Origin of the sequence: Streptococcus sp. SS-4456, from assembly GCF_036680365.1 — a bacterium.
Taxonomy (GTDB): domain Bacteria; phylum Bacillota; class Bacilli; order Lactobacillales; family Streptococcaceae; genus Streptococcus.
This window is the reverse complement of record NZ_JAVIHI010000059.1, coordinates 1-10,508: the sequence shown is the minus strand read 5'-3', so window position 1 is coordinate 10,508 and position 10,508 is coordinate 1. Positions and strand designations below refer to the sequence as shown.

At 41.0% G+C, this 10,508-nt stretch carries 13 protein-coding genes; 10 read left to right on the top strand and 3 right to left on the bottom strand.

What is annotated here, in order from left to right:
* The 3 genes from RFK25_RS10900 to RFK25_RS10890 all read right to left on the bottom strand — a co-directional run.
* The coding region (locus tag RFK25_RS10900; protein WP_332413442.1) for a DUF2800 domain-containing protein at positions 1-1,081 on the bottom strand (1,081 nt) is incomplete at its 3' end.
* Positions 1,074-1,397 carry a hypothetical protein gene (locus RFK25_RS10895; RefSeq protein ID WP_018374789.1) on the bottom strand — a complete coding sequence of 108 codons (324 nt, stop codon included), beginning with the start codon at positions 1,395-1,397 and terminating at the stop codon, positions 1,074-1,076. The genes RFK25_RS10900 and RFK25_RS10895, both read right to left, overlap by 8 nt.
* Positions 1,372-1,506, bottom strand: a complete 135-nt coding sequence (locus RFK25_RS10890; RefSeq protein ID WP_018374788.1) for a hypothetical protein — start codon at positions 1,504-1,506, stop codon at positions 1,372-1,374. Before RFK25_RS10890 ends, RFK25_RS10895 begins: the two co-directional genes overlap by 26 nt.
* 288 nt (positions 1,507-1,794) lie before the next feature.
* Here RFK25_RS10890 and RFK25_RS10885 point away from each other — a divergent pair, with 288 nt between their 5' ends.
* From RFK25_RS10885 to RFK25_RS10840, 10 genes are all read left to right on the top strand, one after another.
* Positions 1,795-4,080 carry a phage/plasmid primase, P4 family gene (locus RFK25_RS10885; protein ID WP_332413438.1) on the top strand — a complete coding sequence of 762 codons (2,286 nt, stop codon included), beginning with the start codon at positions 1,795-1,797 and terminating at the stop codon, positions 4,078-4,080.
* A 284-nt stretch (positions 4,081-4,364) separates the two neighbouring features.
* Positions 4,365-4,646 carry a VRR-NUC domain-containing protein gene (locus tag RFK25_RS10880; RefSeq protein WP_003084768.1) on the top strand — a complete coding sequence of 94 codons (282 nt, stop codon included), beginning with the start codon at positions 4,365-4,367 and terminating at the stop codon, positions 4,644-4,646.
* Positions 4,627-6,003 (top strand): DEAD/DEAH box helicase, encoded by a 1,377-nt coding sequence (locus RFK25_RS10875; RefSeq protein WP_332413436.1) that lies wholly within the window; start codon positions 4,627-4,629, stop codon positions 6,001-6,003. The genes RFK25_RS10880 and RFK25_RS10875 overlap by 20 nt, the downstream gene beginning before the upstream one ends.
* A complete protein-coding gene (locus RFK25_RS10870) occupies positions 5,996-6,472 on the top strand; it encodes a hypothetical protein (protein ID WP_154803689.1) in 477 nt (158 codons plus the stop codon). The genes RFK25_RS10875 and RFK25_RS10870 overlap by 8 nt, the downstream gene beginning before the upstream one ends.
* A 194-nt stretch (positions 6,473-6,666) precedes the next feature.
* The gene (locus RFK25_RS10865) at positions 6,667-6,849 is read left to right on the top strand and encodes a DUF6900 domain-containing protein (protein ID WP_332413434.1); all 183 of its coding nucleotides are present in this window, start codon (positions 6,667-6,669) and stop codon (positions 6,847-6,849) included.
* A 46-nt stretch (positions 6,850-6,895) separates the two neighbouring features.
* Entirely contained in the window at positions 6,896-7,933 is a 1,038-nt protein-coding gene (gene metK, locus RFK25_RS10860) for a methionine adenosyltransferase (RefSeq protein ID WP_332413433.1), read from the top strand.
* A gap of 1 nt (position 7,934) precedes the next feature.
* A complete protein-coding gene (locus tag RFK25_RS10855; protein WP_332413432.1) occupies positions 7,935-8,300 on the top strand; it encodes an HNH endonuclease in 366 nt (121 codons plus the stop codon).
* A gap of 299 nt (positions 8,301-8,599) precedes the next feature.
* Complete coding sequence (locus RFK25_RS10850) at positions 8,600-9,061, top strand: hypothetical protein (protein ID WP_044679092.1); 462 nt, start codon at positions 8,600-8,602, stop codon at positions 9,059-9,061.
* A complete protein-coding gene (locus RFK25_RS10845; protein WP_332413431.1) occupies positions 9,033-10,289 on the top strand; it encodes a site-specific DNA-methyltransferase in 1,257 nt (418 codons plus the stop codon). Before RFK25_RS10850 ends, RFK25_RS10845 begins: the two co-directional genes overlap by 29 nt.
* Positions 10,286-10,508, top strand: a 223-nt coding sequence (locus tag RFK25_RS10840; protein ID WP_332413430.1) for a DNA cytosine methyltransferase, incomplete at its 3' end; no start/stop codon positions are given. The genes RFK25_RS10845 and RFK25_RS10840, both read left to right, overlap by 4 nt.

Genomic DNA, 10,508 nt, shown 5'->3' with positions numbered 1-10,508 from the left:
GACGGCTATCGTCAATTGGAACGAGTGTTGGTTTACCACTTAGTTTTATGATAAGACCACCAAGCAGGTCATTAAAGGTTTTCTTGCCAAGGAGTTTGGTCATGGCAGTGATAGTGAGCAGTTTCTTCTCGTAAGGGTCAAAGCCAGCTTCAATCATAATCTGACTGACGGCAGCTTCGTCTGAAAACTTACGAACCGAGCGTCCCTCTACTAATTTGTATCCTGGAATGGTATGCCCTTCGGTAGCTTCTTTCAAAGCGTAGGCTTTGATGTCATTTGCCCATGAAATCAACAGGTCTAATTTAGACAAAATCTCTGCAATGTCCTCGTTATCAAGGGTATCTGGATTCGCAAACTCCATCTTGGCAAGAGCCAAATTATCCTCCGCACGCTTTCGACAGATATTCTTTAGTTTACAGAACTGGCAGTGTTTACCAGACTGCATCTCCCCTTCACCTTTGAATGCAAGTTCAGCTTTTGGAGCGAGTTCATTTTCAGCCCATTCAAGCAACTCTGTCTTTTCTATCTCAAAGGTAGATATGTTATGTTTTCGTGGTTGAAAGATAGTCATGGTGACTTTATCAAAATCATAAAGTCCATCAAACATCTCAAGAGCTCCTAAAGCGTAGCACATCATCTGAGAGTTGTGGTCTGCATCAACTAGAACACCAAGCCCGTGCTTGTAGTCAATTACCTGAAGAAGTCCATCCGCCACGATGATGCAATCCCCAGTTCCAAATCCTTCAGGTACCCACTTAGAAAAGTCCAGTCGTTGTTCGATAAGAACTGTAGGGTCACGAGAGTAGCCTCTGGCTTTCTCGACTTGTTCCATGACGTAGTTGCGGTATTCTTCAGCGCAATCCTGCATTTCATGATTGTAAAATGCTAAATCCTTAGTCGGATCACGCGCATTCCTACCTAAAGCTTTCTCGACTAGATAAGCACACAACTCGTGGGCATCCGTCCCTTCAAGAGCGAAATCAGAAGTTGTGTCTGGTAAATCTTCGGTGAGACGAACAGATGGTGGGCAGTTCAACCATCGGTGTGAAGCAGATGCGGATAGAATGGCATGGTTAGTCATTACCAATCCCTCCAGCTTCTTCAAGGACTGCCGCAAAGTGTTTAGGGTCAAGAGCTGATAGAGAAGAAGCACCGTAAGTATTTAGAAGAGCGCGAACCTCATTTTTAAACCCGTCTTTAGCTTTGGTCGCAAGGGCTGCACGGACATCCTCCAATTGAATTTCCTTTTGTGGTTCAGATTTGGGTGATATTGGTTCAGGAACTGTTTCATCATCAGTAGATAGGAGTTTTTTGAACTCATCCACCAATCGAAGGTAGTACTTTGCGGTTTCTTCCATATCATGAATTAGTCTATTCAGTTCTTTCATTTTGCTCATTACTTTCTTCCTCCATAATTTTTTTAGCGAGTAGTTTTGAGATGACGCTGATAGCTATGAGAGTATCAGCTACGTCTTCATCAGGTTTGATGTATGGTTCGTTTACCATATTTGGTCCTCCTATCTTACTAAGTAAGGTTTTTATTAAATTTTCCACTTTGCAAGAGATTTTTTTAGACATACCTCTTACACATTACTAAGTAGAACCAAGTGATGTTTTTCCGTTAGATTTGAAAAAATTTTTGAATATCAAAAAAGTTTCCTGTGCAATTTAATAGGAAACTTCTATTTTTTTGAATGTTTTTTTCTGAAAGAGCGGAAAAATTTGTCAGATTCTTACTTAGTAAGTTAAGAAGATATATTTCTAAAATTACTGCAAAAATATGGAGGGTGCATAATGCAATTTACCTTATCTCATTCAGGACAGAATGGGGTTCAGACAACCACGGTCTATCCCAATCAAGTTACTATTACTGATGAAATATCGCTACAAACTGTTGCGCAATTTGACCATGTGGCAGGGCTGTTTTTAAACAATACACGCTCAAATGCAAATTTCATTAAGTCGGACGTTTTGGTCATGGATATTGATAATGACCATTCTGAAAATCCAGATGAATGGATGACGGTCGAGCGATTAAAAGAAATCTTTGCGGATTACAATTTTGCCTTGGTAACTAGTCGAAGTCATATGCAGGCAAAGGCAGGAAAAGCTCCAAGACCAAAATATCATATTTACTTCCAAATCAATGAGGTAACTGATAAAGATGTCTACGTAGCTATGAAGGAAGAACTTTGTAATCAATACAAGTTTTTTGATGATAATGCCAAGGATGCGGCACGTTTCTTCTTTGGAAATCCAAATGCACAGGTTATATGGCATGATTCATGGCTAATTATTGATGAAGATTTGTTTCAAGCTGTATCTATTGATGACGAGGAAGATTTCGATGCAGACTTCTATACTCCTCCAAGTGGACCAATCCAGCAAGGGAGTCGTAATTCTACGATGTCTGTATTTGCATCTAAGATTGTCAAACGGCTAGGCGTGACACAAGAAGCAAGGGATGGTTTTGATGAGCAGGCACAGAAATGTGTACCACCGCTTGATAAAGTAGAGTTAGATACCATCTGGGGTAGTGCTGTCCGATTCTACAACAGAACCATCAAAACATCTAAAGGCTACGTGGCTCCCGATGTATTCAATAGAGAAACTTTAAAACCAGATGATTACTCGGATGTTGGGGAAGCAGGAGTTCTTGCTAGAGAGTATACGAACAGGCTCGCTTATACCAATGCGACAGATTATCTCTATTACGATGGAACGCATTGGCGTGAGAACAAGCAGTTGGCATTAGGGGCAGTTGTGCACTTTACTGATGAACAACTTGCTGAAGCGAATGCACTCTTGGAATCTGCAGAGAAGCAACTTCAGTCTTCAGGTATTGATGAATTGACCATTAAGGCTGGTGGAAAGCGACTAGAAAATGCAGTCGAAACTCCACTTCAGTTGAAATATTTAAAAGCCTATCTAGCAGCTAAAGAGTTTCATAAATTTGTTATGAAACATCGTGACTATAAGAATTTGATGGCTGTCTATAATACAGCTAAACCAATGCTTTCAGTAGAATTGTCAGAATTAGATAGTGATGACTTATTACTCAATACGCCAGAGGCTACCTATGATTTACGAAAAGGAATAAATGGGTCACAAGAACACAATCCTGAAGATTATATAACTAAAATGACAGCAGTCTCTCCTAGTGATCAGGGTATGGGATTATGGCAGGAAACTTTAGCTACCTTTTTCTGTAATGACCAAGAATTAATTGATTATGTTCAAGAAATTATTGGTATGGCGGCAATCGGTAAGGTCTATCAGGAACATATGATTATTGCCTATGGAGGCGGAGCGAACGGCAAGTCTACTTTTTGGAATACCATTGCTCGTGTGCTAGGTAGCTATTCAGGTAAATTATCTGCGGATGCTTTAACGATGTCAAACAAGCGAAATGTCAGTCCTGAGCTTGCTGAGCTTAAAGGGAAACGTCTGGTCATTGCTTCTGAGATGGCAGAAGGGATGAGACTCAATACAGCTGTTGTTAAGCAGATTACCTCAACAGATGAAATCCAAGCTGAGAAAAAGTACAAGGATCCTTTTCACTTCGTGCCATCACATACGCTGGTTCTTTATACCAACCATCTGCCTAAAGTAGGAGCGAACGATGATGGAACTTGGCGACGTTTGGTTGTTATTCCCTTTAATGCCAAAATCACTGGTCGCTCTGACATCAAAAACTTTGCGGACCATTTGTATGACAATGCAGCACCAGCAATTTTGTCTTGGATTATCGAAGGTGCAGAAAAAGCTATCAAAGCGAACTTTAAAACAAAAGTACCAACTGCGGTATCTTCTTCCGTCAAAGCCTATCGTGAGGCCAATGATTGGTTAGGACACTTCCTTAGTGAGTGTTGTCAAGTTGGTGATCAGTTGACAGAAAAATCAGGAGAACTATACAGTCAGTATCGTGCTTATTGCGCCAAGAACATGGAGTACACACGCAGTACGACCGATTTTTATTCTGCTCTTGATCAGGCAGGGTTTAAGCGAAAACGGACAAGTAAAGGTAACTTCATTCTTGGTTTGAAATTGGTTGATGATGACTATGATTTCTTAGATTAATGACCAACATTTTTAGCCACCTTACCTCCACAAGAGAGGTGATGGACTATTTTAGGTGTGTAGGTCGTTGACTGAATGGTTGGAACTTATTTTGAGTGAGGTTTCAGATAAATGATTAAAACGACCAGCATGAGTGACATTTTTTGATTTTGTGTAGGTCTATTAAGGTCTTTTCTAAAACTATCCTATAAGCAAAAATTACTATAAAAAAAGCCTATAAGAGGAGTTTTGGAAATGACTGCACTAGACCCACACACTTCAATTTGATGAAAGGATTTAGAACGATGAGAGAAAAGTACGTTGAGCAAGCTTTGGTGAAGTCTGTGAAAGCTAGAGGAGGCATTTGTCCTAAATGGGTATCGCCATCTTTTTCTGGTGTTCCAGATCGTTTGGTGTTTTTACCCAAAGGCAAATTTGGCTTGGTGGAAGTGAAGGCTCCTGACCAAAAGCCAAGGAAGTTACAAGTGTCAAGGCATAAACTGTTCGAGCGATTAGGCTTTAAGGTCTATGTCATTGACCGCATTGAGATGATTGGAGAAGTGCTAGATGAAATTGACATTACATAACTATCAGGTAGTCGCCAAGGACTTCATCATGGGTCACCCTCATGCAGCAGTCATCCTAGACATGGGGATGGGGAAGACGGCTACAACCTTGTCTGCAGTGAATGAATTGATGTTTGATCGATTTGAAGTCACAAAGGTCCTGGTGATTGCCCCACTGCGAGTCGCAAATACAGTATGGAGTGATGAGATTGAGCAATGGGCGGAGTTGCGTCACTTACGTTATTCGAAAATAGTTGGTACGCCCAAGCAACGAAAAGTAGCCCTTCAGAAAGATGCGGACATCTATATTGTCAATCGTGAAAATCTCCCTTGGTTGGTAGAACAATGTAGTCCCTATTTCAAGTGGGATATGGTAGTGATTGATGAATTGAGTTCTTTCAAGTCTTGGCAGTCCAAACGTTTCAAAGCCTTCATGGCTATGCGACCTTACATGAAGCGAGTGGTTGGACTAACTGGAACACCAAGCTCGAATGGACTGATGGACTTGTTCGCAGAGTTTAAAGTCATTGACGGAGGAGAACGTCTTGGTCGCTTCATCGGTGAGTTTCGTAGTCGTTACTTTGAAGAAGGTCGTCGCAATGGCAATATTGTCTATGAATACATCCCCATGGACTATGCGGAGTGTCAAATTCAAGACAAGATTAGTGATATTACCATTTCTATGAAGGCACTAGATTATCTGGATATGCCTGAATTGATTTCAACTAAGAAACTGGTGCATATGTCAGAAAAGGAAAAAGAAAAGTACAGTCAGTTTAAGAAAGAGTATGTATTGTCAGAGTTAGATGGACTAGAAGTAACTGCCGCCAATGCTGCAAGCCTTACGAACAAGTTAGTTCAGTTATCTAATGGTGCTGTATATTCTGATGATCATACAGTCGTGTCACTTCATGAACAGAAACTAGATGTCCTTGAAGATATCCTCGAATCCGCAAATGGAGAACCTGTCTTAGTTGCCTATTGGTTCAAACATGACTTGGCTCGGATTATGAGTCGTTTAGAAAAACTCAAGGTAAAGAGTCGGGTGTTGAAAACAGAAGAGGATATTCGTGAATGGAACAAGGGCAATGTACCAGTTGGCTTACTTCATCCAGCTGGAGCAGGTCATGGGTTGAATCTTCAAAAAGGCGGTCACCACTTGGTCTGGTTTGGTTTAACATGGTCATTGGAACTATACCAACAAACCAATGCTCGTCTGTGGCGACAAGGTCAGGAGGCTGAGACTGTTGTTATCCAACACATTGTGACTGAAGGAACGATTGATGAGGAAATCCTCAAGGCACTAGAAAACAAAGATGCACAACAAGAACGGCTGATTGAAGCTGTTAAAGCACAAGTAGGAGGGGCAGATGGATAAGGCAGAGCACATACTGACGAATTACAATGAACTCAAAAGTGACTTGGAGATGTTAAAGTATCGTCTGGAACATTTCAAACCAGTGACAGAAAATGAGGTTATTGGTTCACTCGTTTTTGAAAAATCTGATGAACCTAGAGTTAAAAGTACACCTACCAATCAAAGGTCAGAGATGATTGCGCTGAATTTTCGTGAGAAGATGATTCAGGAAAATGAGGAACAATTGGCGGATTTATCGCAACGGTATATTCGATTGGCTAATGACCTTGATAATTTTGAGATGGCTTTAAAATTTCTAAAGGGAGATTTGTATGATTTTGCGCAATCTATGCTTAAGACAGATAGTAATTGGGATAGCTTGATGAGAGAGTTTCATATTAGTCGAAGTACTGTTAGAAATTGGCGACGTAAGGTCTTAGACCATGTTAGGGAAGTGTATATGAAAATGGGATTTTCTTTGGAAAAGTAACCTCTCCCTGACCTACCCTTGACCTACCAGTAACCTACCCCTGCACTAAGTGTGACCTAACATTGACCTCACTTTGTCAAAATTTGTGGTAGAATTGTAAGTGTCAAAAAAGATTAAAAATACCCAGTAATGACTGGATATATCTCCTTTTTAGAGTTAATATGAACAAAACAAAAGAAGAGGAGAACAATACAATGACAAAACACCAACAAGAAAAACTGGATGCGATTTTTACAAGGATTGCTCAAGAGGAATTACAAGTTGAAACCTTGGAACAACGCTGGAGCGATAACCTTGATTTCTACGACATTCCAGTTTGGGGAATTAAAAAAGCTCTCGAACGAGCCTACGAAGAAGGCAGAAATTCAGTAAAATAAACACAAAGCCTAGCCAGACGGTTGGGTTTTTTGCGTGGAGGAAAACATGATTTTTACCAGTGAACAAGTTTCAAGCGGACACCCAGACAAGCTCTGTGACCAAATCTCAGATGTCATTTTGACGGAATGCCTTAAGCACGATAAAGATAGTCGAGTAGCTGTCGAAACACTTATCAAGGATAACCATGTGGTTGTGGCAGGAGAAGTCTCAACCAAGCATTTCTTTAACCTTGAAGGAATTGTCAAAAAGGTTCTTGAACCTTACGGTATGACGGACATCATGGTGACGAACCTACTAGGACTTCAAAGCAAAGATATTGCACAAGGAGTAGACAATGGGGGTGCAGGTGACCAGGGGTTGATGTTTGGTTATGCGGTAGATGAAACACCAGAGTATCTGCCTTTGCCTTATGTTCTGGCAACTCGTGTCCTTGAAAAACTCATGTCACTAGGACACCCTCTTCTTGGAAAAGATGCCAAAGCCCAAGTGTCCTACGACTACGACAAAAATAGGATTGATACCTTTTTGGTTTCTATCCAACATACAGCATCGGCTGACTTGGATAAAGTGAAACGAATTGTGACAGAGGCAATGATGTCAGTTGCCCTTCGTTACCGTCAGAATCTAGATTTTAAAGTTCTAGTCAATCCAACTGGACGTTTTGTTCTTGGTGGCTCATTTGCGGATGCAGGAGTTACTGGTCGAAAAATTGTGGCAGATACCTACGGCGGTTTCGCACATCATGGTGGAGGTGCCTTCTCTGGAAAAGACCCAAGCAAGGTTGACCGCTCAGCTACATACATGGCACGAAAGATTGCTAAGGACATTGTTCGAGAAGGGTATGCGAAACGATGTGAAGTACAATTAGCCTATGCCATTGGAGTAGCCAAACCTGTTTCGGTGTATGTAGATACCTTTGGAACCAGTCGCTACACCGCAAAACAACTGGAAGGAATGATTCGTGAGCGTTATGATTTAACACCACGAGGTATCATTAAGGAACTTAATCTCTTGAATGTAGACTACACCAAGACAACTTGCTTTGGGCATTTCACGAAAGACTATCTTCCTTGGGAGAAGTAAAATGCCAAGAAGACCAAGTACACCTTGTAAACAAAATGGTTGCCCTAACCTAGTACCTTATGGTCACAAGTATTGTGACAACCATAAAGCAAACCTGCAACTGGATGCCAAGTCAACCAAAGCGAAGGGCTACAATGCTCAGTGGAACAAAGCACGACTTCGTTACTTAAAAGTTCATCCACTCTGTGTTCAATGTAAATCCAAAGGTCGATTGACCAAGGCAACAGTGGTTGACCATATCCAACCCCACCGAGGTGACCAAGAACTCTTTTGGAATCAATCTAACTGGCAAGCACTTTGTAAGTCTTGTCATGACAGGAAGACCAAGACGACTGACCGATATGTGGAGTATACGTATCGATTTTAATCTTGGAGTTTCGTTACAAAAGTATCCAATTTTTAACCCTATGGGGGAGGGGTGGATGAAATCTCTAAACCCTTGGGAGACTAAGACCGACGCCCCCTCAAACGTGTAATTTCGCAAAATTCGCAAGCGGGTACATTAAAATCGCTCAATTATTACGTTCGTTCCCACCGTTATCACGTTTCTAATGTGGGGATGTAGCGTTCCAAAGTATGTCATTTTGGTAATAAAATAGTGAAAAAGGCTAGAAACAATGTAGAAAATAGTTGTTTTTAGTCCTTTTTTGCTGGAAAGGAAAACAAATGGACGAAAGTCAACGCAAACAAATCTGGAAAATGCGAGCAGAAGGTCTTGGCTATGGCTTAATCGGTAGGGCTACAGGTCTATCTAGAGATTCAGTTAAGAAATACTGTAAACGAAATCCAGCATTGCTTGGTCATGGAGCGGCGACAAAGCAGATGGCAAAAGCCGACCAGAATGACGGACTCCGTTGCCCCCAGTGTTATCAAGCACTGAAAATTCATAAAATAGGAAGACCAAAGAAGTTCTGTTCGGATAAGTGTCGTAAGGTTTGGTGGACAACACATTCTAACGAACACGATAAATCAAAAACCGCATATGAAGATTTGACTTGCCAACAATGTGGCAGGTCATTTTTATCTTATGCCAATCCAAATAGAAAATTTTGTAGCCATTCGTGTTACATTCAATCACGCTTTTATAAAGGAGAAACCAATGACAAGTCAACCAACAATGGAAATTAGAGAAATTCAATTGTCTGAATTACACCCAGCCTCTTACAATCCTCGAAAAAAACTCAAAAAGGGTGATAAGGAGTATGAAAAGATTAAGCAAAGCCTACTCAAGTTTGGTTACGTTGACCCCATCATCGTCAATAAAGACTTGACGGTAATTGGTGGTCATCAACGATTAACTGTATTGAAGGACTTAGACTATGAAACTGCCAAATGTGTCATTGTCGATTTATCCAAGGAAGATGAAAAGGCACTGAACATTGCCCTTAACAAAATCACCGGTCAATGGGATGACCAGCTTTTGGCGGACTTGCTTTTGGATTTACAGGAATCGGATTTCAATCTCGACCTGACAGGGTTTGAACCACCAGAAATTGATGACATTCTCTCCAACATTCATGATAAGGAGTTATCTGAAGATGACTTTGATGTTGAAGAGGAATTGAAGAAACCCACCTTTTCAAAACGAGGAGACATTTGGCAACTTGGTAAGCATCGAGTGATTTGTGGCGACTCTACGAAAGCTGAAACATATGACCAACTGTTAGGTGATAAAAAGGCAAATTTGGTTGTGACAGATCCTCCTTATAATGTTGACGTGGAAGAAACAGCTGGAAAGATTCTCAATGATAATATGCCAGATAGTGAATTTTACCAGTTTCTCTTTGACATGTTCACTCAAGTAGAAAAGCATATGGAAGCTGATGCCTCAATCTACGTATTTCATGCGGATACAGAAGGATTGAACTTCCGTAAGGCATTTAAGGATGCTGGTTTTTATCTCAGTGGATGTTGCATTTGGAAAAAGAACTCATTAGTGCTTGGCCGTAGTCCCTACCAATGGCAACATGAACCATGTCTCTTTGGTTGGAAACAAAAGGGAAAACATCAGTGGTTTAGTGACCGTAAACAGACAACCATTTGGGAATATGATCGTCCAAAATCCAGTAAAGACCACCCAACGATGAAACCAATTCCTCTGATGGCCTATCCTATTCAAAATTCATCGATGCGTGGGACGATTGTTCTTGATCCATTCCTTGGTTCTGGTTCAACCCTAATGGCCGCAGACCAAACTGGAAGAGTTTGTTACGGCATTGAGTTGGATGAGAAGTTTGTGGATGTCATTGTCAAACGTTATATAGAGTCAACAGGAAATGACAACGTGACGGTATTGCGTGATGGACAGACTTTGACCTTTGATGAAGCCTATTCAATGATGGAGGAGACGGTATGAGCCTAACCTTTCTTGATTTCTTTGCAGGAGTGGGTGGTTTTCGACGTGGTTTGGAATTAGCGGGTTTCAAATGTATCGGTTACTGTGAAAAGGATAAATTTGCAAGAAAATCTTATGAAGCAATGTATGACACGAAAGGAGAATGGTTTCATGACGACATCACAAGCATTGACCCAACACAACTTCCAAAAGCAGATCTCTGGTGTGCGGGAAGCCCTT

Excerpts from the sequence above, each read along its gene's own strand:
- metK (WP_332413433.1), top strand. The coding sequence starts at position 6,896 with ATGATTTTTACCAGTGAACAAGTTTCAAGCGGACACCCAGACAAGCTC.
- RFK25_RS10885 (WP_332413438.1), top strand. The coding sequence starts at position 1,795 with ATGCAATTTACCTTATCTCATTCAGGACAGAATGGGGTTCAGACAACC.
- RFK25_RS10865 (WP_332413434.1), top strand. The coding sequence starts at position 6,667 with ATGACAAAACACCAACAAGAAAAACTGGATGCGATTTTTACAAGGATT.
- RFK25_RS10855 (WP_332413432.1), top strand. The coding sequence starts at position 7,935 with ATGCCAAGAAGACCAAGTACACCTTGTAAACAAAATGGTTGCCCTAAC.
- RFK25_RS10895 (WP_018374789.1), bottom strand. The coding sequence starts at position 1,397 with ATGAGCAAAATGAAAGAACTGAATAGACTAATTCATGATATGGAAGAA.
- RFK25_RS10850 (WP_044679092.1), top strand. The coding sequence starts at position 8,600 with ATGGACGAAAGTCAACGCAAACAAATCTGGAAAATGCGAGCAGAAGGT.
- RFK25_RS10880 (WP_003084768.1), top strand. The coding sequence starts at position 4,365 with ATGAGAGAAAAGTACGTTGAGCAAGCTTTGGTGAAGTCTGTGAAAGCT.
- RFK25_RS10875 (WP_332413436.1), top strand. The coding sequence starts at position 4,627 with ATGAAATTGACATTACATAACTATCAGGTAGTCGCCAAGGACTTCATC.
- RFK25_RS10890 (WP_018374788.1), bottom strand. The coding sequence starts at position 1,506 with ATGGTAAACGAACCATACATCAAACCTGATGAAGACGTAGCTGATACT.
- RFK25_RS10870 (WP_154803689.1), top strand. The coding sequence starts at position 5,996 with ATGGATAAGGCAGAGCACATACTGACGAATTACAATGAACTCAAAAGT.
- RFK25_RS10845 (WP_332413431.1), top strand. The coding sequence starts at position 9,033 with ATGACAAGTCAACCAACAATGGAAATTAGAGAAATTCAATTGTCTGAA.